The sequence below is a fragment of the Dechloromonas denitrificans genome (assembly GCF_020510665.1).
Classification (GTDB): Bacteria; Pseudomonadota; Gammaproteobacteria; order Burkholderiales; family Rhodocyclaceae; genus Azonexus; species Azonexus denitrificans_B.
The window spans coordinates 1,745,239-1,769,051 of record NZ_CP075187.1; the positions used below are offsets into that span (position 1 = coordinate 1,745,239).

The window sequence follows — 23,813 nt, forward strand, 5'->3', positions numbered from 1 at the left end:
GCGTGCGCCTTATCAAAGGGGGGAGTTCGTTCACCATTTGCCTTCCAGCGAAAGCATCAGGGTTCGTTGGCCGCGTTCGGTGCTGTTCAGTTGCCAGTTGTCGTTCGCATCACGGGCATCGGCCACCCGGCGGGTATCGGCGCGCAGCAGGTTCTGGGCCTCAAGGCGCAGGTTGAGTTGTGCGGTGAGGCGGCGAACGGCATAGAGATCGAGCAAGGTACGGGCTTGTTGCCGGTTGCTCAGTTCATTGGCCACGGCGCTGCGGCTCGGGCCGAATTGGTTGAGCTGGAAGCCGGTTGTTGCCTGCAGGAAAGGCAGGCTTTGATCGAACCCAAGGGTCAGCTGGTAACGCGGCAGGTCGCGAACATCGCGCTGGACACCGAGGCGCTCATCATCGACCCGGCCTTGCGGCAGGGTCAGATGGCTGCGCAGGGTGCTGCCCTTGAAGCCGAAGGCGTCACCCTTGAGTTTGCTGTCGAGCTCCAGCCCGTAGTGCTGGGCGCGCCCTTCGTTGTAGGGGCGATCGACCCAGCGTCCGGCTTCCTGTTGCGTGCGTCGTTCGATGAAATTTTCGGTACGCCGCAAGTAGATGTTGGCTCCGACACTGCCGGCACCGTTTGCCAATTGCTGGTCGAGCGCGGCCTCCCAATTGATGTTGCGTTCGGCGACAAGATTCGGGTTGCCGGCGCGGTCGGCTTCGAGCGGACTGTTATAGCCGCTGCCTTGCACGGTCAACCCGGAAATTTCATCCAATTTCGGCGCCTTGATGCCGGCCCCGAGCGAGGTCCGGAAAATCAGGCCGGGCGTCAGTTCGAGGCGGGCAGCCAAGGATGGTGCGACTTGCCCGGCATTCTGGCTGCGCCCATCGGTTTCAAGCCGAATCGCTTCACCGCGCAAACCGCCGGTCAGCGACAACGCCTGGGTGGCCGTCCATTCATGCTGCAGCCAGGCGGTCCATTGCCGGGCTTCAGCCTGATGCTGGCTGCGGTAGTTGCTCGCACCGCTCACCGCCTGCCGTTCCTCGCGGCGCAGCCAGCCTTGCTCCAGACCGAGCGAAAAGAGGCCTTCGCCGATGTTGCGGTCAAGCCGGATGGCCGATGAAAACTCGTTTTCATCGCGCGCCAATGCTTCACGGGCGGCGCTGCTGCTGCCACCGGCATCCGTCCAGCGACGGTCGGTATCGCTACGGCGCTGACTGTCCATCACCGCCGCGCGCGCCGAGAGTTTGCCGGCGGCCAGCCGAGTTTCGCCTTCGGCCCGCAAACGGGCAATCGTCAAGTGGCTATTTTCATCTTCCCGCCGACCACCATCGGCCATCAGTCCGCTGCCGCTTGCCGGACTGCTGTAAGCCTGACGGGTGAGACTCGTCCGCCGCTCGCCCTGGTTGTGATACAAGCTGGGCCACAGTGTCAGGCTGTGGCTCGCTTCGCGCCAGCTGAGGCGGGGCGAAAGGATCAACTCATCGAGCTGGTAATTGCCTTGCTCGCGCTCTTCCTGCCACAACGTCCGGTTTCCTGCGGTCGACACCTGGCGGGAGGTGGTTTTGTCGAGCGGCATGCCGTGATGATTGACCGTCACCGGAAAAACCCACGAAAACGCCTTGTCGCCGCCACCCAGGCTGGCGGTGAATTGCGTGTTGGCTTCATCGCCACGCTGGCCGACGGCTAGCTTGATGTTGGCCGAGTCTTGCGGACGCGCTTTGCGCATCACCAGATTGACCGTGAGCGGGGCCGAGCCGCCATGCTCGGCCGAGGCGCCGCGCAGGATTTCGATGCGTTCCAGCTCGCCCGATGGCAGGCGGCCGACCGTGGTCAGCGCGTAGCGGGCATTGGCCGAGGGGCGTTCGCCATCGACCAGGAACTGCACCGCATCGCGCCCCATGCCGCGCGCGTTGGCGCTCGGTCCGCCATCGCCGTTATGCGCGCCGGCTTCGATGCCGGGCAGCTTGCGAATCACCTCTCCGACGGTCAACCCGCCCAAAGCCTCGATTTCCGTCTTGTCGAGCACGGTTTTCTGGGTCACTGCGGCACGGCGCTCTTCATCGCCATCGCTGCGGGCGCTGACGCTCACTTCCCGAAGAGTCGGGACAACTTCGGCCAACGCCAGCGACGGCAGCAGTAATCCGGCCAGCAGTCGATGCGCCATCCGCTTGGTCATCGATGACTCCGATTTTGACGGCGCAGGGCCGACAAGCCGCCACCGCAGGTCGCCAGCAACAGAAGCGAAGAACCAAGCAAGGCCAGTACGGCCGGCGGGGCAGGGGGTGGCGTGTTCTCTACTTTTTCCAGCCGCATGCCCTGGATCGGTGGCGGTTTCGGTGCGGCTGGCGGCGGTGAGAGATCGGCGGCGCGCTGCGGCTGGGTCGGGGAGGGCGCTGCCGGCTGTGTGGCAGCCAGCCCGAAGCCCGGCGCGACAAATTTTTCGAAGGCGGCATTGCTGCTCTGTACATCATGGCGCTTGGCCAGTTCGCGATAACGCTCCTTGAGTTCGGCGACGGTCTTGGCATCGGCCTGCCAGTAACCCTGGCGGGCCATTTCCAGCATTTTTTCCATCGTCTGGGCCAGCGCATGCGGGTTGTTCTGCTCGAACCACTGCTTCAAGCCGAGCTTGTGCTTGTCGCGAACATAGACATCGACGAACTCCTGCCACTGATCGTCGCGGACAATTTCGCGCGACACCGTGGTCCACCCGGTGAAGTTGTTGACCGAGTCGAGCACCTGCAGCGTGCCGGAATAGCCTTCATCCATCAGGCCCTTGATATAGCCAGGGTGGAAATTGCGGGTCGCCAGCTCCTTGGCGAGAAACTGGGCGGCGCCCTCGACCTTGCCCGAGCCCGCATTGGGTCCCGCTCCGCGCAGATTGGAGATGTAGAGTTCCGGCGCCTTGCCGTCGAGTTGGCGCACCGCCGCACCGATCCCGCCGAGGTACTGGAAGGGATCGTCGGTGGTCAGCATGCCGTAGAGGTTGGAGGTGCGCGACAGCACGGCGCCTTCGGTGCCTTTCAGGTGCTCGGCGTAGAGATTGACCTGGCCGCCCTTGCCCTCGCTGCCGGCGATGCCTTTGCTGCCCCAGGTCGATTCGTCGGTGCCGTAGGCAAACTGCATCTTGGAAAGGTAGATATTGGCCAGCTTGCGGTCGCCCTCGGCCTTGTTCTTCCAGGTGTCGGTGGCCAGTGCTGCATCGTCCAGACCGGTGCCGTAACGGCCGGATTCGGAGGAGAAGATGCGCGTCTCCGATGCCTTCCTGGCTGCCGCTTCCGGCACGCCTTGCTTGACCAGACGGGCAGCGATGGCGCGGCTGTTGGCGTACATCGGGTTGTCGCTTTCTTCGGCGCGGGCCGCCAGTTCGACCGCCTTGGCCAGTTGCTTCATGGCGTTCGGAAAATGGTCGCGATAGAGGCCGGTGGCCGAGAGCACGACATCGACGCGCGGTCGCTGCAATTGCTCGCGCGGCACCAGCCTGACGTCGATCACCCGACCGCCGCTATCCCACACCGGTTCGACGCCCATCGCCCACAATGCTTGCGCTTCGAGCAGGCCCTGGTGACGCATGGTTTCGACCGACCACAACGAGAAGGCGAGCTTCTTCGGCGCTTTGCCGGCTTTTGCCCGGTGCGCGGCGATCAGTGCTTCGGCGGCTTCCTTGCCGGCGGCCCAGGCTTGCTGGGTCGGCACCCGTGACGGATCGAAGCCGTACAGATTGCGCCCGGTTGGCAGCGCATCCGGGTTCTTCATCGGATCGCCGCCGTAGGAGGTCGGCCGATGCTGGCCGGCCAGCGCCGAGAGCAGGCCATCCATTTCGCCGGCCGCACCGAGATCGGCATACCAGCGCTTGCCTTGGGCCAGTTGTCCGGCCAGCTTGGCGTCGGCCGGTACCTTGCCATCGGCCAGGTAGCTGGTGAGCAGTTGCCACGGCGCCGACTCGGCCAGTTTCTGATAGTCGCCGACGAAGGTTTCATCGAGGTCATCCTCCTTGACCCCGGCGGCGCGGGCGGCGGCTTCCCAGTAGGGCTTGCCGAGCATCAGCAGCACGGTGCCGAGGCGATGCTTTTCGAGCGGTGGCGTACCGAAGGTGTGCAGGCCGAGCGGCTGGGCGGTCTGCGCCAGTTCGTGCAGGTGGTCGTGCAGTTCGTTGATGAACAGCGGGAATTCGCGCTCGATGCGCTCGTCGTTCCAGCCCATGTCCTTGCCGATGCGTTCGGTTTTGACCTGTTTTTTCAGGTCGACCGCCAGCTTGCCCTTCACCGAGCCTTCGTCCTGGGCCAGCCAGGCGTGCAGCAGGTCGTGGATTTTGGTCAGCACATCATGCAGGCCGGCTGGTGCGAAGGGCGGTGTCTGGTGGCTGACGGTGACAGCCCGGCCGCGACGCTTGGTCTGCAGCGCTTCGCCGATGTTGTCGACAATGTAGGGATAAACGACCGGCACATCTCCGACGGCGAGCATCGGGTAGTCGGACATCGACAGCCCGCGCTCCTTGCCTGGCAGCCATTCCTGCGAGCCGTGCGTGCCGTAATGGATGATCGCATCGGCCTTGAAACCGGCCCGCGCCCACAGGTACTGGGCCAGGTAGAAGTGCGATGGGGCAGCCTTGGTCGAGTGGTAGAGCGCCTTTTCCTTTTCTTCCCAGCGTTCGCCGCGCGGGGCCTGCGGCGTGAAGATGATTTTGCCGGCCGCAAAGCGCGGGATGACGAACACCGCTTCGCCGCGGTCGACGATGACCATGGCCGATTTTTCAGGCGCACCCCAGCGTTCGTTCAACTCGTTGCGCACGTCCGGCGGCAGTCCATCCAGCCAGGCGCGGTAGGTCTTGACCGGCAGGCGCTCGGCCAGCCCGTCGTTGAGCAATGACTGTAGTTCGCCATCGCGATAGTAAGGCGCGAGCAGGCGCTGCAGATTGTTGATCAGCACGGTTTCTTCGTCGGCGCGCGTGTCATAGCCGGCGGCCTGCAGCATTTTCAAGGTGGCGACGGCGCTGCGCGTGACGTTGAGGTAGGAGGCCGACAGGTTTTTTTCGCCCGGTGGGTAATTCCAGTAGAACACGGCGACTTTCTTGTCGGCGTTGTTCAGGCGCTGCAGACGGACCAGATTCAACGCCTTGTTGGTCACGGCAGCAGTCTGCTCGGCGATGACATGGGTTTCGCCATCCGGCTTGCGCGTCGTGTTGCTCACCACAGCATCGATGATCCCGGCGTATTCGCCTTGCGCCAGATAGAACGGTACATCGATCAGCGGCAAGCCTTGCGGATCTGCCCGCCAGGCTGCTTCGTCGCCCTTGCGGTAGGCCAGCGCCTGGATGACCGGAATGCCAAGCTTGGCCAGTTCGCTGCGCCGGCCTTCCGGGTCGAGCACGATCTGGGTGTTGATCACCGCGTCGGCCACCACTTTGCCGCCGGCCGTCAGCATCGCTTCGTGCGGACCGAGAACCCCGGCGTAGTAGGGGAGTGCAATAGCGCCGGCAGCCTCGATGCGGCGAATCATGTCATCGATGAAGGCGGTTTGTTCGGCACCAATGTAGATCTGGTGAAAGGCGATTGCCACGGTCGGCGGCCGCTTGGCCGGATCGATCCCTTTCCAGCGAAAATAGTCGGTCGGTGTGGCGAAGATCAAATTCGGTGCTTTCGGGTGGTAGACCGCGGCATCCGGGAAAATGAAGGGCGGCGCAATACCCGCCGTCGACTGGCCGCGCCGATCGGCCGCCAGCGTCTTGAAGAAGCCTTCGTAATTGGCTCGGCCGCCGTTGGTGTAATAGGCGTGCAGACGTTCGGCAACGGCTTTGGGGAAACCTTCAGCCAGCGGCCCGTTGTCGCGCATCCAGATATGCGGCGCCTTGAGGCCGGGCAGCACCTTGGCCAGTTTGCCTTTGACCGCATCCTGCATGTGACTGCGCGCGGCATCGAAGAGCACGATATCGTGGCCCTTGAACAAGGTATCGATCTGCTCGACGGGCAGTCGTTCGGCGAAATGCGCTTCGACCTTGAAACCATGCGCCGCACCGATTTCGGCAACCGTCCTGAATTTGGCAGGGGGTACCGGAGAGGTGGCGATGATGAGAATGGACTCAGCCGACGCCCACTGGGTAAACAGCAGGGTCGCGACGAGCAAAATGCGGCTTAACAAAGACATGCGTTTCCTGGCAGGCAATCGGTTGAATCAGTGGAAGACGGCCAGCTGGTCGCCGGTATCGGGGGAAAGATCATCGGCAATGGCGAAATGGAGTTGCGTCCATTCCTGTTCGAGATGTCGTCCCAGCTGTTTCAGTGACGGGGCAATCTCGCTGTCCGGATAGCGTTGCAAGCGAGCCAACTGACGACGTATGTCGAGTGCCTGCTGCGGACAACCGAGGCATGAGAATTCGGTCATTTGCGACAGCAGGGTGCCGATCAAGGCATCGGCTTCGGTTTTTTTTGCAGACATGGGGATTCCAAAAAAGACGCTGGCAACCTTGGTGAGCTGGCTGCCAGCGCAAAGCGGACTGGTTGAGTGATGGGCTGCCGGCTAGAACTGATATTTCAGGCTGAGCGAAGCATTGCGTCCCGGCTGGCTGAATGCATCGATCTGGGCATACGTCGGCGACTGATTGCGGACATCGGCCCACAGAAAATATTTGCGGTCGAACAGGTTGAAAATGCCGCCGTTCAGGGTGAGATTTTTGTTGATCTGGTAATAAGCGGTCAGGTCGAGAATCGCAAAGCCGCCGGTGTTGTAGCTGCTTGTCGTATCAGGATTGCGCTTTTTGCGCTCGACCGCGGTCAGCATCAATTGCGAGCCGTATTGCTGGCCGTTGTCATAGCGCAAGCCAAGAACGACCTTGTCCGGATCAATCGTTGCCAATGGCGTCTTTACGCCGTTCTGCCGAGCATCGCCGATGGTGTGGGCATAACTGGCCGAAGCGCTCCAGTCACGATGAAACGCCCAGTCGCCACGAAATTCGTAGCCGCTGATTTCGACATTGCTCAGGTTGATGGTCTTGTAAACATCCGGCGTCGGAGCGGCGTTTGATTCGACCAGCACGTTGCTCGCAATGAAATTCTTGTACTCACCGCGGAAGGCGCTGGCGCTATACCGTACCGACTGGCTCCTGCCGCGTATCCCCAGTTCGACCGAATCGCTGGTTTCCGGCTTGAGTTCAGGATTGCCGAGCGAAGTATAAGGATCGGCGGCCGTCAGGTTGGTGACGCCACCATTGACCTGGGTCGGCGTCGGTGCGCGGAAACCGTGAGCGTACTGGGCGAACAGGTTGGCCATCGGGTCGAGCTTCCAGATTACGCCGAATTTCGGCGAAACCTCGCGTCCATCGAGCTTGGCCGGTTCGGTTGTGTTATTGACCCGGTACAGGCTGTCGGCCTTGGGCGTCATCTTGAAGCTGTCAAAACGAACGCCGGGAATCAGGCTGAACGGGCCGATGCCGATTTCATCCTGGACAAAGGCACCAAGCAAGCTGTAGTCGGTATCCGGGAAGCTCTTGTTTTTGACGAAAGCTGCCCCGGCGCTGTTGTAGCCATCCTTGAGCGAGGTGACCTCGGTTGTGCTGGCATCCATGCCGTAGATGATCCGGTGGCTGATGTATTCACCGAAATTGCTTTCCAGTTGCAAGCTGCCGCCAATCACCTCTTCGGCATACCGGGTGTCACGCCAACGTGAAGTGCCCCACGAACTGGCGGTACTCTTGCCTTCCAGACCCCATTGGCGATTTTCCGATTGCTGGTTGTACAAGGCGGCCGTCATCCGCTGGAACAGTGGGTTGTCGATATTGTTGTAGTCGTAATCGAGCTTGAACAAGCGGCGCGTAATATCCTCGCGCAGGGCCACCTGATTCAGCCCGGCTGCAGCATAGGCATCGCCGAGGAAGCTGAGAGCGGTCGTATCGACCTGGCGATCCAGGTTTTCTGCCGTCAGCTTGATCTTGTGATTTCTGTTCGGCTTGATGACGACTTTGCCGAGCACGTAATTCGACTGCGTATCCTGTGGGTTCGGTACCGTACGCGTGACATTGCTGGCGTGGTTGTCGCCCTTGTTGTCGGTTTCATGGCCTCGCCGCAAACTGGCCAGCAGCATGGCCTCGACCGTTTCATCGGCATAGGCGAACGAGGGAACGGTGGTCCAGCTATTGTCGACCGTGGAATAAGCGAGTTTGAGTGCCGTTTGCGAAGGTTTGCCCAGCGTCAGCAGATCACCGGGATCCTTGGTCAGGAAAGAAACGGCGCCGGCCAGCCCGTCGCTGCCAAACTGGGTCGATGAAGGGCCACGCAGGATTTCAACCCGTTTGTAAGCCTCGATATCGATATAGTCGCCGCGCCCGGCCGCATAAGGACCGCTGGCATAACTGGCCGGCAGGCGGACGCCATCGACCTGCAACAGGACCTGGTTGCCCTCAAGCCCACGAATATTGATCCCTTCGTTACCGCTCCGGCCGGTGGCGCGAAACACGCCGGAAGCCCGATTTGGCTCTGACCGGACCGAGACACCGGATTCGTATCGCAGCATATCCTTGATGTCGGCAGCTTGCTCCTGCTCGATGCGCTTGTCGGAAATACTGGTGATGGTGTTGGCCACATCATGCACATCCTGTTCAGTGCGCGTTGCCGAAACAACTACGTCGGCCAGTTGCAGGCCGCCCGGACGTTCACTTCTGGCCAGGGTAGCGGCTGGTTCGGCCAAGACATTTGGCGACAAACCAGCGCAAAGCAAGCTGATAACAACGGAAAGATAGCGACGCTTTAAAAGATGCGGCGGGACAACGGCATAACCCATGAAATTCCCCAGAATAATCAGATCTGGCGAGCTGCCTGGGGCGGATGCCGTGGGTGGCTGGCTAATAAACGTCGTGCAAATTGATTTTTTTGGCGATAGCAAGAAGCATCACCAATTCGTTAACAAGAATCATTATCAATTCGACAAACGGGTTTGTCAATCAATAATCCCCCGACAACGCCTATGGAAACAGCCGAAAAGCCTGCTTGATCGTTGTGCAATGAATCTGGACCGTGTCCTCGATACGCCGCGCATAGCCGCCAGCCATGGCAACAGCCACGGCAACCTGATGCTGCCGGCAATGTTCGAAAACGCGCAGGTCGCGTTCGGCCAGGCCATCGAAACTGAGACTCAGACGACCGAAACGGTCGTCGTAATAAGGATCGGCACCCGCCAGATAAATCACCAGATCCGGTCGCGACAAATCGAACGCCAGATCAAGGCCATCGGCCAGGCGCAACAAGTAAGCCTGATCGGTGCAAGCATCGGGCAGTTCGATATCAAGGTCGCTGATTTCCTTGGTGAACGGGAAATTGTGCGCCCCGTGCATCGAGAAAGTAAAAATGCTGTCATCGCCAGCCAGGATGCTGGCCGTGCCATTGCCCTGATGAACATCGCAATCAATGATCAACACCCGTCCGGCACGACCTTCGGCCTGCATGGCTCGCGCAGCCACTGCCGCATCGTTGAAAACGCAAAATCCTTCGCCGCGATTGCGGAAGGCATGATGCGTGCCGCCGGCCAGGTTGGCGGCTGCGCCATCGTCAAGTGCGGCCCGGCAGGCTGCCAGCGTCGCTCCGGCCGAGCGGCGGGAGCGCTCAACCATCGCCGCACTCCATGGAAAGCCGATCGCTTTTTGTTCCGATTCGCTCAGTTGACCGCGGCAAACACGCTGGATGTACTCAAGATCATGCGCGCGGGCCAACGCTTCATCGCTGGCCGCTGCCGGCAGGTGAAAGTCGGTTTCGGCAAACAGGCCACTGTCGAGCAGGGCAGCGCGCAAGCGGGAATATTTCTCCATCGGAAAGCGATGGCCATCCGGTAGCGGGAGAACAAAAATATCGGTGTAGAACAGTTTCATGGCTGAACGCTGTCATTCAGCGCAAAGCAAACCGCATGGGCCTGCTTTGCGCCATCGGTCGCGGCGACCGCTCAGTTCAGCGCGGCCGACATCTTGCGCCGGAATTCGCGGATCAGATCGTCGTATTGATCGCTGCCACCGAGTGCTTCGAACAATTGCAGCACCGCCTTGCGGCCGGCCCCTTCGTCGAAACTGCGGTCGCGGATGACCACTTCGAGCGCCGCTTCGAGTGCCTCGCGGAAGCGGCTTTGTGCCGCATAGGCGCGTGATAGTTCGAGACGGGCAGCATGATCGGCCGGGTTGGCCGCCAGTCGGGCTTCGATCTCGGCCGTATCGGCAGCACCGGCGGTCAGCGCCAGACGGGCCCGCAGGGCGTTGGCCCGATCGACTTCCTGGCTGTATTCACCGCCGAGCAGTTCGCCGGCTTCGTCGTTGCGGCCAAGATGCATCAGGACTTCAACGGCATCGAGCTGAATCGCCTGATCTTCCGGTTTGGCACGGCTGGCTTCGATCAGCTTGGCCAATGCCTCTTCGAACTGGCCGTTGGCACAAAGTTCTGCCGCTTCTTCACGCGGGTTGCTGCCGGTGGCCGGCGGCAGGGCAAAGCGGTCGAGAAAAGCGCGAATCTGGCCCTCCGGCAAAGCGCCGGTAAATTCATCGACCAACTGCCCCTGGAACAGGACCTTGACCGTCGGAATGCTGCGCACGCCAAAGTGCTGGGCCAGCTCGGGCGATTCATCGGCATTGACCTTGGCCAGCAGGAAACGACCGGCATATTCCTCGGCCAGCTTTTCCAGCAAGGGTTTCAAGGTCTTGCACGGCTCGCACCACGGTGCCCAGAAATCGACGACAACCGGCACTTCCTGCGCCGGCGCGAGAACCTTGCTTTCGAATTCTTCGAGGGAAACGTCAAAGTGGAATTGGGACATGGTTTGAGCCTGTAAAAGTTAAAGTCGGGCAAATGCCAGTGCCGGGCCGGGCAGGCCAGACGAGGCAATCTGAAAGCTGGACGCACTGCCAGTCGCCAGTTGGCGGCACAGCAAGGCGGGAAAATTGGGGCTGTCGGCCAGTGTTTCCGGCAACGGCGGGCTATCTATCTGGAGGCGGCAGAGCGAGTTTTCAAGGGGATCACGGCTGAGCAGCAGCCATTCACCGGCCGCGACATCGGCCAGCGCATCGAGGTGGGCGATCAGCACCTGCGCGTAGCGCCCTTCGGCCAGCCAATGGTCGGCCAGTGCCAGCAACATCGCCCAGTGAGCATGGCCGGCTTCGGCCAGCGGGAAATGAGTCGCCGACAGCAAACCCAGCAGGAAAGGCTGGATTTGCGCCGCCGCAATCGCCGGCTGGGTCGCCAGGAAATCGTAAGGCAGCGGTTCGGCCGTGCCGTGACAGACTTCGTTGAGCAAGGCCTGCGTTTCCAGCCGGGGGCCGTGACTGGATTGCCAGAGCAGGGCGGTCGGCTGTTTGCGTCGTTCCGGTGGAATGCAAGCCAGCGCCCCGAGCAACGCCAGTTGGGTCAGTCCGGCAGCCCGGCGCAAAGGCTTGCCGAGCACGGCGCGCACCGCCGCAGGCAGATCTTTCGGCACATAAGACTGGCTGCATGCTGCGTTCAGGTAGTTCATGCTTGACGCTCGATGATCATCGTTGCCAAGCCGCCGCCGAAACCGACCAGGTTGAGCATGGCTCGCTCGACGTAGGCATTGTTGCGGTCGACCATCAATTGCAGGCCGATTTCGGGGTCGGTTTGCGAGAAACCGGGCGTCGCCGGGATTTTCTCGCCATCGAGACAAGCCATCAGCGTCGCCAGTTCGGCAATGCCGCTGGCGCCCAGCGTGTGGCCAAAAGACGGTTTGAAGGAAATCAGCGGCGGCACGGCGTTGCCAAAAATCCGGCGCAGGGCATTGGCTTCGGCCAGGTCGGTGCCGGGCGAACCGGCCGCCTGGAGTTTGAGCAACTCGATATCGGCCGGTTTCATTTCTGCCTCGTTCAGGCAGTCGACCGCAAGACGGGCAATCGGGCCGCCATCCGGGTCCGGCCCCGTCGTCGAATAGGCGTCGATGCCGGTACGCAGGCCGGCGATACGCCAGCGCCCCGGCGCGGCAGAAAGCCGGATGGCCGAGACGGCCTCACCCAGCACCAGACCATCGCGCTGCGGCGCAAACGGCCTGCAACTGCGACGGGCCAGCAGTTCCATCGCTGCAAAGCCGGCCAGCGTGCTGTCGTTGGCCAGCTCAATGCCGAGCACGATGGCCTCGTCGATCCGGCCGCCGGCGATCAGGCTGCGGGCCGCATCAATCGCCGAAAATCCCGAAATGCAGGCGTTGGAAATACTGCTGCATGGTCCGCTCAGCCCGGCCCAGTCAGCAATCTGCCGACTGAACGAGGCACTGGCCGGTGGCATGTCCAGTTGTCCGGCCCGGGCCTGCTGCTCGAAATGGCCGATCTGGTAGGACGAAGAGGCAATGAACAAGGGCGTTTCCGGTGCCAGCGGCCCAAGCTGCGCAACAACCCGGCGGACGGCCTGCTCGGCCCGTGTCATCCAGTCCGTATCATCGAGCGGCAGGGCAAAGAAAGGAAAGCTGCGCTCACCCAGCGGGCGCATCTGCGAACTGCATTCGCCATCCCACAGCGCCTGGGCAACAGCCTGCGGGGTTGCCCCCCGGGCGCAAAGCAGGGCGCTGCCGGTAATCTGGACGGGACGCTTCATGCCCGGCTGGCAAGCCAGGCGTCGAGATGCTCGGCCATGTTGCCGACGCTCGACAGAATGCGCCGCGTTTCCTTGCTGTCCGGCAGGCGCAGGCCGTATTTTTTCTTGATCGCCATCGAAACCTGCAAGGCATCGAGCGAATCGAGTTGTAACGCGGCTTCCGGCCCGAACAGCAGTTCGTCGTCGCCGATGCTGGCCGGATCACAATCCTTGTCACAGGCTTCGACGATCAGTTGCTTGAGTTCAAGACAGAGGGCAGCGTTCATGATTGGGCAGTTCGGGTACGGTGATTGAGCCACATGGCAGCGAGCAGCGACAAGGCGGCGAAAGTGAGCAGGCGGGCGAGGCTGGGCCACAGATCGCCCAGGCTGCCATGCCGCAACATCACGATATGGAAACCTTCCAGCCCCCAGGCCATCGGCGAAAAACCGGCCAGGGTCTGCATCGCCGCCGGCATGATGAATTTGGGCACCATGATGCCGCCAATCGCGCCCATCAGGATGTTACCGACGCCGCCGACAATGGTTGCCTGTTCCGAGGTCCGGGCCAGGCTGGCGACAAGCAGCGCCCAGGCCACGGCAGCCAGGCTGACGGCGACCGAAACGATCCACCAGTTGAAAAGCAGCGGCAGCTTGCCCGGCATGTCGAGCGCTTCGCTGCCGAAGAGCGGCACGAGATAGATGCCGACCAGCACCATGAGCAAGGCCTGCAACTGATTGACGATGAAAAACGGCAGCAATTTGCCGGCAAGCAGCAGATGAAACGGAACGCCCATGGCGCGCAGGCGTTGCAGCGTGCCTTGCTGGCGCTCGATGATGAAAATCGACGAAACGGGAATGACGACAAAGAACATTGCAAAGATCAGCCAGGCCGGCACATTCTGCTGGACCGACGAGGGAATGCCGGGATTCGCGTCACTGCGCACGGCTTCGCTGCGAATTTCATCCAGCCAGTCCTTCTCGCTATCGGCGGCGGCAGTAGGCGGCAGGCCGAAAAGCTTGCCAGCCTTGCGCGTCAGTTCGTCGGCCCGCAAAGCACCGAGGGCGGCCATTACCTGATTGCGAAAAGCCAGTTGCAGCGCCGGATTGAGCGCCGGGTCAAGCAGCAACTGCAACGGTTCGCTGGCTTGCCCGTCGGCGCCGGAAGGCGTCAGCAGGCGTTCGCCGAAGCCTTTGGGCAGCACCAGCGCCAGCGTCTGGCGACCTTGCAGAATGCCCTGGCGGGCGAGATCGGGGCTGTCTTCCAGCGGCAGCCGACGGAAAGCGGCGGTCTTGTCGAGACGCTTGATCAGCGCGCCCGAATGCGGGCTATGGTCGAGGTCGACCACGACATAGGCTGCATCGATCGTCACGCCCGGTGAAAAGGCATCGCGCAGCGCCATGGTCATGACCAGGATGAACACGGTCGGCATGATGAACAGGGCAAGCAGGCCATGCCGGTCGCGCAGCAGTGCGATGGTTTCCTTGAGCCAGAGAGCGAGCAGGCGGGGTGACATCGTTCAGTCGCGCAGCGAACGTTGCGTCAGGCGCATGAAGACCTGCTCCAGGTCATGATGGCCCAGGTTGAGCTGACGGACTTCGACGCCGGCTGCGGCCAGTTCATCGAGCAACCGCGGCAAGGCTGCGGTCGACGCCAGTTTCAGGCGATATTGGCCGCTGTGCCCGGCAAGCACGGGGTAACGCTCAGCCAATCCGGCCGGAAAAGCGCTATCCAGCGTCAGTTCAAGCACCGGTTCAGGGGAATGCAGCAGCGCATCCAGCCCGCCTTCGACCAGCACCTTGCCGTGGTCGATGATGGCGATTTTCTGGCAGATGGCCTCGACCTCTTCCATATAGTGGCTGGTATAGATCACCGTGGTGCCGGCAGCGGGCAGGGCGGCGATGGATTCGAGCAGGAAGCTGCGCGATTGCGGATCGACACCGACAGTTGGCTCATCGAGCAGCAGCAGGCGCGGTTTGCCGAGCAGGCCGATGGCCAGGTTGAGGCGCCGGCGCAAACCGCCGGAAAGCTGTTCGGCCCGTTGATCGACCACCTGTTCAAGCCGGGCGAAATCAATCGCAGCGGTGCATTCGGCCGCCAGCTCGGCATTTTTCAAACCGAGCACGCCGGCAAAGAAGCGCAGGTTTTCGGCCACCGTCAGCATCGGGTAAAACGCGTAATCCTGCGGCACCAGCGCAATGCTGCGCGGCTGTGCTGCCCGGATATCGGAGAGCGCCTGGCCATCAAGGACGATACGGCCTTGTGTCGCGGTCAACAGCCCGGCGAGCAAGGAAATCAGCGTTGTCTTGCCGGCCCCGTTCGGACCAAGCAGGCCATAGATGCCGGCCGACGGAATGCTCAGCGAGACATCCTGCAGCGCCGCTTGCGCGGCATTGCGATAACGGTATGAAACACCGTCGATCTGCAGCATCAGGCGGCGCGACGCAGATCGCGGAAGAAAGCTTGCTCGCGCCCGGCAATCCGGCGGAGCTTGTCGGCCAGCGCAGCCGGAGCGAGCGGCTCGCGGTCGCGGATCATGCGTGCCGTGGAGAGCGCGAACTCGCGCCATTCATCGCCGATATCGATCAGCTGTTCGGAAAGTTCGTCAAGCTGCGGTCGACCGAGCAAATCGGCCGATTCCTGCAGGAACGACGCGTAAATGAAGCGGAAACCGCCACCACCGGTGCCGATTTCTTCCTGCATGCGGACAACCTGGCCGATAAACATCTTGCTGGCGGCCGGATCGGTATTTTTCTCCAGCCGCTCGATGGCATTGGCCAGTCGATGGATGCCGCGCACGCCGATGATCGGCAGCGGCGTGTCGAGCATGATGCGCGTCGTTTTCTTGATGGCGGCCGGCAAGACCTTGTGCCAGTCAGGCTCGAGCGGTTTGCCGAGCGGGTAGTAAATGAGCCCTTTCGGGGCCAGTACGCCCTTGGCGAAGCGGGCGCGCTGCAGCGCGTCAGCCGGGCAGGTCACGGTGGTTTCGACGACCGGATCGGACAACAGGTAATCACCGCTCGCTGCATCGCGACCAAAGGCCAGCACATTGTGGGCATTGAAATGGAAACGCAGGTCTTCCGGCATGTAAGGCAACCAGAAAACCGAAGTCTGCATCCCGACCAATTGGCCGTCGTCGAGCAATTCATCGAGCCGACGGGCGCCAGCTTGCGGCGTCCGGAAGGTTTCAAAGCGCATTTTCAGGCCGAGCGGCTTTTGCAGGCCCTTGATGATGAATTTCGGCGGCATGCGGTAGGCAACCAGCGGCAGGCCGTTGATCTTGACGAAAGGCAGGTAGGCGAAGGAGAGCGCCGACGACAGGCCGAAAGCCATCGCTTCCGACATCGGCAAGCCCTGATGGCGCAACATGGCGGACATGACGCCGCTTTCGCAGTGGGAAGCCTGGCTGTGCTGGAAGGTCATCAGTCGATCTTTTTCAGTTGTTCAAGGCTCAGCCCCATGGCTTCGCCGTAGCGGCCGAGCAAGCGATCCGACAAAGCAGCGAAAACGGCTGGCCGGAAATGCCGGCGAATCCGCCATTGCCAGATGCCGCTGACCTGCGACAGCAGGGGGATATCCATGCGTACCTTGTGCATGTGGTATTCGAGCGGCGAAGTCAGGCCGGCGGCAACGCGCTGGCGAGCCTCCTCGGCCAGCCGATTGAGGTCTGCAACAGCCTGCAGGGTGACGATTTCCTCAACTTCCCAGCCGGCCGACTGGACAATATGCAGTTTGCCATCGGCACCTCGGGCGTAGAGCGCCTTGCGGTGACCGCCGAGCGTCACATTGCCTTCTTGGGGAACTTCGTTATCCAGCATGGTCGACCGCCGTCAGGTACATCAGCGAGCCGGTGAAGCGGCCACTTTCGGGGATGAAACAAAGCAGGCGATCGCCGTTTTTAAGGCAACCGCTGCGCAACAGTTCGTCGATCATGATGAAAATCGAGGCCGACCCGGTATTGCCCTTGCTCTGCAGATTGGTAAACCATTTTTCCTGCGGCACAGCGAAGTCCAGCGCCTGCATGCAGTCCGCCATCGGCTGGCGGAAATATTCGGAAGACATGTGCGGCAAGAACCAGTCGACCGCGGCAGGCGTCAATCCACGACTGAGCGTGACTTTTTCGAGCATTTTCCCGATCGTCTGATATGCGACGTTGTCATTCAGCAGGCGAACATCCTGCTTGACCGAAAAAATCGACCGTCCGGCCCATTCAACCGACGGAAAAGCCTGCCAGCCCTTGAGCGAACCATCCGCCAGCTTCTCCCCGCCGGCGTACATGCAAACATCCATCTGGCCGGCTTGCGACAGGATGTCGATCCACTCGATGCGCAACGACAAACCGCTGCTCGCCGGTTGGTTGCGCAAATTGAAGGCAGCCGCGCCGTCGGACAGCATCCAGCGCAGAAAGTCCTTTTCAAAGGCAATTTCAGGATTCGTTTCGAGTTCGGTAATCCGATGTTCCAGTTCGGCTTCGAAATTGCGGGCGTGCAGACCGGCCGAGGCCAGTTCGGAGCCGGTTGCAACCGCATTTTGAGCATCGCCGGCAAGCACGGCGAGATAGGCATATTTGAGCGCCGTCAGACCGGAAACGCAGATGCCTGCGGTCGACACGACTTCGCAGGCCGAAATGCCCAATTCACCATGCACCATCACCCCATGATTGGGCATCAACTGATCCGGTCTTGAAGTGCCGGTTGCCAGGCAATCGATCGGCCCGATATCGCCCAGCCGACGCACGGCTTCCGCCGTCAGCGCCGCATTGGTGTGCGTCGCCTGGCCGGTGGCCGGGTCAATGGCGTAGTAACGCTGGCGGATACCGTTATTACGCAGAACGATACGCCGGGCACGCGAAGGCTTGCCGCCAACCATGCCAAGAATGTTTTCGATTTCATCATTGCCGACCGGTGCATTGGGCAGAAATGTCGAAGAGCCGGTGATATAGACCTTGCCGCTATTGTTCATATTTTTGCAAGTTATGGTCCTGCGAACCCGATGGGCGCTCCAGTTCGGCGCGTAGCCGTGCCAGTCGCGGTTTGAGCAGGGGAGAAAGCAGCCATTGTAACAACAGGCTTGTTGGAACGACGGTTAACACCATGGCAATCAGATAAATCGCAAACACCAGCAGGAGCGGGCGACGACGCCACTGGCCCCGCTGCCCGAAACAACGAATCAGCTTGGACCAGACGCGAAAAGCGCGCATGCCGGCACGCTCGCTGATCGCCAGGCGCGGATTGACGCTGCAGGCTTGCAAGCCGGCGAGCATGGCATGCCCCGATTTTTCGCCATCCTGCTGCAGCGCATCGCCCAGGGCGCGGCCAAAACGACTGGCGCCGCGAATTGCCTCCGGTGCGACGCCGGCAGGCGGCAAGCCCAAAAAACGATCGCGCTTGCCGGTCAGCACCCAGCGCGGTGTCGTGATGAAAGTCGCCAGGGCAGGCCCCTGATCGGTAAAAGCGATATGGTCACGCAGTTGCCCACCCGCTTCAGCGATCAGGCGCTGCATTGTTTGCTGGGCAGAAAGCCACATGTTGCGGCAGGCAACAACGGTGACCACAGGCTTGCCGGCTATCAAGCGGCGACCTTCCGGGCTGTGCAGAAAGGCCGTCATCGGCAATCCCGGTGAAAGGAACCACACCTGATAGGCCAGAATGATCAAGTCGAAATCGGCATCTGCCGGGATGCCGAGCGGCTCGAGCGGTGGTGCATCGAGTTGGACCGACTCGGGAAAGACATCGACAAAATCAACCAGCGACCACGGAAAAGGGAAGGCAGCCTGCGGCACCAGCGTCTCCAGATGCACCCGATGTCCCGCCGCCCGCAAGGGCCCGATCAGCTGTTCGGTAATCGCCGAAAGTTGCCCGGTTTGCGAAAAATTGACGACGAGAATGTTTTTCAATGGCGTGTCTGGTGGCTGGCTAACCCGGAATTTTAGCAAAGAGTAAAGGACTTACGGTGTACGCATAAATGGCATCGGGAATATCGATTTGTGTCGACAAGCTTGGGGGTTTTCACCCTTTTCGGCTATCATTCGGCTTTCCCGCAGCCTGTCTTTCCATGACCAAATTTGTTTTCGTTACGGGTGGTGTCGTGTCCTCATTGGGCAAAGGCATCGCCGCCGCGTCGCTCGGGGCCATTCTGGAATCCCGCGGCATTAAAGTTACCCACCTCAAGCTCGACCCCTACATCAACGTCGACCCCGGCACGATGAGTCCCTTCCAGCATGGCGAAGTATTCGTCACGGAAGACGGCGCCGAGACTGACCTTGACCTCGGTCACTATGAGCGCTTCACCAGCGCCAAGATGGCCAAGCGCAACAACTTTACGACTGGCCAGATCTACGACACCGTGCTCAAGAAAGAGCGCCGTGGCGAGTATCTCGGCAAGACCGTGCAGGTCATTCCGCACATCACCGACGAGATCAAATTCAAGATCAAGGCCGGCGCCGAAGGTGCCGATGTGGCCATCGTCGAAGTCGGCGGTACGGTCGGTGACATCGAGTCGCTGCCGTTCCTTGAGGCCATCCGCCAGATGGGCATCGAGGAAGGCCGCAACAATGTCTGCTACATGCACCTGACGTTGCTGCCCTACATCCCGACCGCCGGCGAACTGAAGACCAAGCCGACCCAGCACTCCGTCAAGGAGCTGCGCGAAATCGGTATCCAGCCGGACATCCTGTTGTGCCGCGCCGACCGCTCGATCCCGGTCGAAGAGCGCCGCAAGATCGCGTTGTTCTGCAACGTGATGCCGGAAGCCGTCATCGAGTGTCTCGATGCCGACTCGATCTACAAGATTCCGGGCATGCTGCATGAGCAAATGCTCGACGAAATCGTCTGCCACAAGCTGAACATCCTGGCCAAGGCGGCCGATCTGACCGTTTGGGAAAACCTGATCGTCGCCCTGGAGCACCCGCTGCACCAGGTCAAGATCGCTTTCGTCGGCAAGTATGTCGACCTGACCGAGTCGTACAAGTCGCTGATCGAAGCGATCAAGCATGCCGGTATCCATACGCGCAGCCAAGTCAATATCGTTTATCTCGATTCCGAAGATATCGAAAAGAACGGCACCGGCGTGCTCGAAGACCTCGACGCCATTCTGGTCCCAGGCGGCTTTGGTCGTCGCGGCACGGAAGGCAAGATTGCCGCCATTCGCTATGCCCGCGAAAACAAGGTGCCGTACCTTGGCATCTGCCTCGGCATGCAACTGGCCGTAGTCGAGTTTGCCCGCGACGTGGCCGGCATGGCCGAAGCGCATTCGACCGAATTCGTCCAGGATACGCCGTACCCGGTGATCGGCCTGATCACGGAATGGCACGATGCTTCCGGCAAGGTTGAAAAGCGCAGCGAAGATTCCGATATCGGCGGCACGATGCGGCTCGGCGGCCAGGTCTGCAAACTGGCTGAAGGTTCGCTGGCTCGTCAGATCTACGGTGCCGCAGAGATCACCGAGCGTCATCGTCATCGCTACGAAGTCAACAACACGCTGCTCGCCCAGCTCGAAGCCAAGGGCCTGATCGTTGCCGGTCGCGCCCCGGGCACCGACCTGTGCGAAATGGTTGAACTGCCGGCCGACGTGCATCCGTGGTTCGTGGCTTGCCAGTTCCATCCGGAATTCACCTCCAACCCGCGTCAGGGTCACCCGCTGTTCACGTCTTACGTCAAGGCAGCGCTGACCAATCAGCAGGTCAAAGGCAAATGAAACTCTGCGGTTTCGAGGCTGGTCTTGACCAGCCTTTTTTCCTGATCGCCGGTCCTTGTACCGCCGAATCCGAACAACTCTGCCTCGATGTGGCTGGCCACATGAAGGAAGTTTGCGGTCGACTCGGTATTCCGTACATTTTCAAGGCGTCCTACGACAAGGCTAACCGCAGCTCCGGAAAATCGGTGCGCGGCCTCGGCCTGGAAGAAGGTCTGCGCATCTTTTCGGAAGTGCAGCGCCAGATCGGCGTGCCGGTGCTGACCGACGTGCACACCATTGAAGACATTCCTGCCGTGGCAAGTGTCGTCGATGTGCTGCAGACCCCCGCATTCCTCTGTCGCCAGACTGATTTCATCCACGCCGTCGCAACTTGCGGCAAGCCGGTGAATATCAAGAAGGGCCAGTTCCTGGCGCCGGGCGATATGAAAAACGTCGTCGACAAGGCACGTGAAGTCAATAACGGCGCAGACAACATCATGGTCTGCGAGCGTGGCGCGTCGTTCGGTTACAACAATCTTGTTTCCGACATGCGCAGCTTGGCGATCATGCGTGAAACCGGTTGCCCGGTCGTCTTCGATGCCACGCACTCGGTCCAGTTGCCAGGCGGGCAGGGCACAACCTCAGGCGGTCAGCGTGAGTTCGTTCCTGTTCTGGCACGTGCTGCCGTTGCAGTCGGCATTTCCGGCCTGTTCATGGAAACCCACCCATGCCCTGAAAAGGCCTGGTCGGATGGCCCGAACAGCTGGCCGCTGGCCCGCATGGAAAGCCTGCTGGCAACCCTGGTCGCGCTCGACAAGGCCGTCAAGTCGGCTGGCTTTGAAGAACTGAAATGAGTCAAAAAGGCTACCTGATCGCCGAAGCCAAGGTCACCGACCTGGCCGCCTACGATATTTACAAAGGCCTGGCGCAGGCTGCCATTGCTCATTACGGCGGGCAATATCTGGTACGCGGCGGCAATTCCGAAGTTCTTGAAGGCAAATGGACTCCGCCGCAACGCATGGTCATCGTCGAATTCGAATCCGTCGAGCAGGCCCGACGTTTTTACCACTCGACTGAATATCAGGCTGCACGCAAGGTGCGCGAAAATGCCGCCGAAATGAATATGCTGGTTATTGCCGGCGTTGACAATCTGGTTTAATTAATCCTTTCAACCTTTTGATAACAAGGAAGAAATATGAGTTCCATCGTTGATGTTGTAGCACGGGAAATTCTTGACTCCCGCGGCAATCCCACCGTTGAAGCTGATGTGCTGCTCGAAAGCGGCGTCATGGGCCGCGCCGCAGTTCCATCTGGCGCCTCAACCGGCACCCGCGAAGCCATCGAGCTGCGTGATGGCGATGCCAGCCGCTACCTTGGCAAGGGCGTGATGCAGGCTGTTGAAAACATCAACACCGAAATTTCCGAAGCCATCATCGGCCTCGACGCTCAGGAACAAGCCTTCATCGACCAGACGATGATCGACCTCGACGGCACCGACAACAAGTCCCGCCTCGGCGCCAACGCCATCCTGGCCGTCTCCATGGCCGTCGCCAAGGCTGCCGCCGAAGAATCCGGCATGCCGCTTTACCGTTACTTCGGCGGCATGGCCCCGATGCAGATGCCGGTCCCGATGATGAACATCATCAACGGTGGCGAGCACGCCAACAACAGCCTGGACATCCAGGAGTTCATGGTCATGCCGGTCGGTGCCGCGAACATCCGCGAAGCCATCCGCTGTGGCGCTGAAATCTTCCACGCACTGAAGAAGCTGCTCAACAAGAAGGGCCACTCGACCGCCGTCGGCGACGAAGGCGGCTTTGCCCCGAACCTGGGCAGCCATGCCGAAGCCCTGCAAATCATCATGGAAGCCATCGAAATGGCCGGTTACGTGCCGGGTCAGGACGTGCTGCTGGCGCTCGATTGCGCCGCTTCCGAGTTCTACAAGGACGGCAAGTACAAGCTGGCTGGCGAAGGCCTGGAGCTAACCTCGGCCCAGTTCGTCGACTACCTGGCCAACCTGGCTGACCAGTTCCCGATCGTTTCCATCGAAGACGGCATGTCCGAAGCTGACTGGGATGGCTGGAAGCTGCTGACTGACCGCCTTGGCGACAAGGTGCAGATCGTTGGCGACGACATCTTCGTCACCAACACCCGCATCTTCAAGGAAGGCATCAAGAAGGGCATCGGCAACTCGATCCTGATCAAGATCAACCAGATCGGCACCCTGTCGGAAACCTTCGCTGCGGTCGAAATGGCCAAGCGCGCCGGGTATACCGCAGTCATCTCGCATCGTTCGGGTGAAACCGAAGACAGCACCATCGCCGACATCGCTGTTGGCCTGAATGCTGGTCAGATCAAGACCGGTTCGCTATCGCGCTCAGACCGTATCGCCAAGTACAACCAGCTCATCCGCATCGAGGAAGATCTGGGCGATACCGCCTCCTACCCGGGTCGCGAAACCTTCTACAACCTGCGCTAAACGCAGATGCGCTGGCTGACGGTCGGCCTCCTCGCAGCCATCGGCCTGCTCCAGTACCCCCTGTGGGTGGGTAAGGGCGGCTGGCTGAAGGTATGGGAGTACGACCGTCAATTGCAGCAGCAGAAGGATGTCACCAAAAAGCAGGAAATCAGGAACGCGGGCCTCGATGCCGAAGTCCGCGACTTGAAACAGGGCTATGAAGCCATCGAAGAGCGCGCCCGCTTCGAATTGGGCATGATCAAACAGGACGAAAGCTTCGTCCAGATTCCGGAAAAAGTTCCCGGAAAATAGCCGGAATTTTACGGTCGACCGCAGTAGTCACCGGGTTTTCACTCCGCTAGAATCGCTCTCAGCAGTCCCCCACGCAGAGCGCTTCAGGAGAACATCATGCTGCTCAAGGTTGGAGAAAAAGCACCCGCATTCGCTTTACCGGATGCCGACATGGCGACTGTCGACCTGGCCGACTACCAAGGCAGGAAACTGATCGTTCTATTCTTTTACCCCAAGGATGGAACACCGTGCTGCACCAAGGAAGCGACTGATTTTTCCGATCATGAAAACGATTTTACGGCGCACGACTGCGTCCTGTTCGGGATCAGCCGCGATGATTGCCTGAAACACGCCGAGTTTCGTGACAAGGAAGGCATCGGTCTTGAATTGCTGTCAGATGCAGAGGGGGTCGTTTGCAAGCAATACGGCGTCTGGCAGGCCAGGGAGGTCGACGGGCATCGCAAGTACGGCATTCTTCGCTCGACTTTCATCATCGACCGCCACGGCACGATCCGCCACGCGCTGTACAACGTCAATTACAAGGGGCACGCACTGGAAGTGCTGCAACTGGTCAAGGCGCTATCGCGGGAAGGCCAGACCTGAACAACAATTGCGGCCGGATGCAGCCGCCCAAAAAAATGCCGGCACACTGCCGGCATGGTATGAAGCGAAAACAGGTTCAGCAGATTTCGTCATTCACATTTTTGCCCATATTGAAAATCATGAACGTGGCAAAACATACGATGAAGGCTGCAAAACCAGCGCCTACCCAGGAAAATTCATCCATTTGATACCCTCTGTTGGTTGGTTGATATTCGAGTTTTGAGGGCGATTAGACAAAGCTTTTTCCAGGAGTTCCCGAAATATTGCAAA

At 60.6% G+C, this 23,813-nt stretch carries 22 protein-coding genes; 7 read left to right on the forward strand and 15 right to left on the reverse strand.

The annotated features are described in order from the left end of the window. Nucleotides 1-30 precede the first annotated feature (30 nt). The 15 genes from KI614_RS08155 to KI614_RS08225 form a co-directional block, all read right to left on the reverse strand. On the reverse strand, nucleotides 31-2,157 hold the full coding sequence (locus KI614_RS08155; protein WP_226404396.1) for a TonB-dependent receptor plug domain-containing protein: 2,127 nt from the start codon (nucleotides 2,155-2,157) through the stop codon (nucleotides 31-33). After that, nucleotides 2,154-6,122 carry a cobaltochelatase subunit CobN gene (gene cobN / locus KI614_RS08160; protein ID WP_226404398.1) on the reverse strand — a complete coding sequence of 1,323 codons (3,969 nt, stop codon included), beginning with the start codon at nucleotides 6,120-6,122 and terminating at the stop codon, nucleotides 2,154-2,156. The genes KI614_RS08155 and cobN overlap by 4 nt, the downstream gene beginning before the upstream one ends. A gap of 27 nt (nucleotides 6,123-6,149) precedes the next feature. Further along, entirely contained in the window at nucleotides 6,150-6,413 is a 264-nt protein-coding gene (locus KI614_RS08165) for a hypothetical protein (protein WP_226404400.1), read from the reverse strand. An 81-nt stretch (nucleotides 6,414-6,494) separates the two neighbouring features. After that, entirely contained in the window at nucleotides 6,495-8,750 is a 2,256-nt protein-coding gene (locus KI614_RS08170; protein WP_226404402.1) for a TonB-dependent hemoglobin/transferrin/lactoferrin family receptor, read from the reverse strand. A 181-nt stretch (nucleotides 8,751-8,931) separates the two neighbouring features. Next, on the reverse strand, nucleotides 8,932-9,831 hold the full coding sequence (locus KI614_RS08175; protein ID WP_226404405.1) for a histone deacetylase: 900 nt from the start codon (nucleotides 9,829-9,831) through the stop codon (nucleotides 8,932-8,934). A 71-nt stretch (nucleotides 9,832-9,902) separates the two neighbouring features. Next, a complete protein-coding gene (locus KI614_RS08180) occupies nucleotides 9,903-10,760 on the reverse strand; it encodes a tetratricopeptide repeat protein (RefSeq protein WP_226404407.1) in 858 nt (285 codons plus the stop codon). Between the two features lie 18 nt (nucleotides 10,761-10,778). Beyond that, entirely contained in the window at nucleotides 10,779-11,453 is a 675-nt protein-coding gene (locus KI614_RS08185) for a hypothetical protein (protein ID WP_226404409.1), read from the reverse strand. Continuing rightward, complete coding sequence (locus KI614_RS08190; RefSeq protein WP_226404411.1) at nucleotides 11,450-12,538, reverse strand: beta-ketoacyl synthase N-terminal-like domain-containing protein; 1,089 nt, start codon at nucleotides 12,536-12,538, stop codon at nucleotides 11,450-11,452. Before KI614_RS08190 ends, KI614_RS08185 begins: the two co-directional genes overlap by 4 nt. Beyond that, nucleotides 12,535-12,804: a phosphopantetheine-binding protein gene (locus KI614_RS08195; RefSeq protein ID WP_226404413.1), complete on the reverse strand. Its 270-nt coding sequence runs from the start codon at nucleotides 12,802-12,804 to the stop codon at nucleotides 12,535-12,537. Before KI614_RS08195 ends, KI614_RS08190 begins: the two co-directional genes overlap by 4 nt. Beyond that, nucleotides 12,801-14,033 carry an ABC transporter permease gene (locus KI614_RS08200; RefSeq protein ID WP_226404415.1) on the reverse strand — a complete coding sequence of 411 codons (1,233 nt, stop codon included), beginning with the start codon at nucleotides 14,031-14,033 and terminating at the stop codon, nucleotides 12,801-12,803. The genes KI614_RS08195 and KI614_RS08200 overlap by 4 nt, the downstream gene beginning before the upstream one ends. A 3-nt stretch (nucleotides 14,034-14,036) precedes the next feature. Beyond that, nucleotides 14,037-14,948, reverse strand: coding sequence for an ABC transporter ATP-binding protein (locus tag KI614_RS08205; protein ID WP_226404418.1), 912 nt, complete (start codon nucleotides 14,946-14,948; stop codon nucleotides 14,037-14,039). Further along, the gene (locus KI614_RS08210) at nucleotides 14,948-15,940 is read right to left on the reverse strand and encodes a BtrH N-terminal domain-containing protein (protein ID WP_226404420.1); all 993 of its coding nucleotides are present in this window, start codon (nucleotides 15,938-15,940) and stop codon (nucleotides 14,948-14,950) included. Before KI614_RS08210 ends, KI614_RS08205 begins: the two co-directional genes overlap by 1 nt. After that, entirely contained in the window at nucleotides 15,940-16,335 is a 396-nt protein-coding gene (locus tag KI614_RS08215; RefSeq protein ID WP_226404434.1) for a hypothetical protein, read from the reverse strand. The genes KI614_RS08210 and KI614_RS08215 overlap by 1 nt, the downstream gene beginning before the upstream one ends. After that, nucleotides 16,325-17,479, reverse strand: a complete 1,155-nt coding sequence (locus KI614_RS08220; RefSeq protein WP_226404436.1) for a beta-ketoacyl-ACP synthase III — start codon at nucleotides 17,477-17,479, stop codon at nucleotides 16,325-16,327. The genes KI614_RS08215 and KI614_RS08220 overlap by 11 nt, the downstream gene beginning before the upstream one ends. Then, entirely contained in the window at nucleotides 17,469-18,413 is a 945-nt protein-coding gene (locus KI614_RS08225; protein WP_226404438.1) for a dialkylrecorsinol condensing enzyme, read from the reverse strand. The genes KI614_RS08220 and KI614_RS08225 overlap by 11 nt, the downstream gene beginning before the upstream one ends. A 158-nt stretch (nucleotides 18,414-18,571) precedes the next feature. On the opposite strand from KI614_RS08225, the gene KI614_RS08230 reads away from it, so the two are divergent. From KI614_RS08230 to KI614_RS08260, 7 genes are all read left to right on the forward strand, one after another. After that, nucleotides 18,572-20,212: a CTP synthase gene (locus tag KI614_RS08230; RefSeq protein ID WP_226404452.1), complete on the forward strand. Its 1,641-nt coding sequence runs from the start codon at nucleotides 18,572-18,574 to the stop codon at nucleotides 20,210-20,212. After that, nucleotides 20,209-21,045 (forward strand): 3-deoxy-8-phosphooctulonate synthase, encoded by an 837-nt coding sequence (gene kdsA, locus KI614_RS08235; RefSeq protein ID WP_226404454.1) that lies wholly within the window; start codon nucleotides 20,209-20,211, stop codon nucleotides 21,043-21,045. The genes KI614_RS08230 and kdsA overlap by 4 nt, the downstream gene beginning before the upstream one ends. After that, nucleotides 21,042-21,350 carry a DUF1330 domain-containing protein gene (locus tag KI614_RS08240; RefSeq protein WP_226404456.1) on the forward strand — a complete coding sequence of 103 codons (309 nt, stop codon included), beginning with the start codon at nucleotides 21,042-21,044 and terminating at the stop codon, nucleotides 21,348-21,350. The genes kdsA and KI614_RS08240 overlap by 4 nt, the downstream gene beginning before the upstream one ends. A 36-nt stretch (nucleotides 21,351-21,386) precedes the next feature. Further along, nucleotides 21,387-22,670 (forward strand): phosphopyruvate hydratase, encoded by a 1,284-nt coding sequence (eno, locus tag KI614_RS08245; RefSeq protein WP_203466635.1) that lies wholly within the window; start codon nucleotides 21,387-21,389, stop codon nucleotides 22,668-22,670. Between the two features lie 6 nt (nucleotides 22,671-22,676). Further along, on the forward strand, nucleotides 22,677-22,961 hold the full coding sequence (gene ftsB, locus KI614_RS08250) for a cell division protein FtsB (RefSeq protein WP_203466636.1): 285 nt from the start codon (nucleotides 22,677-22,679) through the stop codon (nucleotides 22,959-22,961). Nucleotides 22,962-23,060: 99 nt separating this feature from the next. Then, nucleotides 23,061-23,543, forward strand: a complete 483-nt coding sequence (locus KI614_RS08255) for a peroxiredoxin (RefSeq protein WP_226409281.1) — start codon at nucleotides 23,061-23,063, stop codon at nucleotides 23,541-23,543. Between the two features lie 7 nt (nucleotides 23,544-23,550). Beyond that, complete coding sequence (locus tag KI614_RS08260) at nucleotides 23,551-23,766, forward strand: hypothetical protein (protein WP_226404458.1); 216 nt, start codon at nucleotides 23,551-23,553, stop codon at nucleotides 23,764-23,766. Nucleotides 23,767-23,813 lie beyond the last annotated feature (47 nt).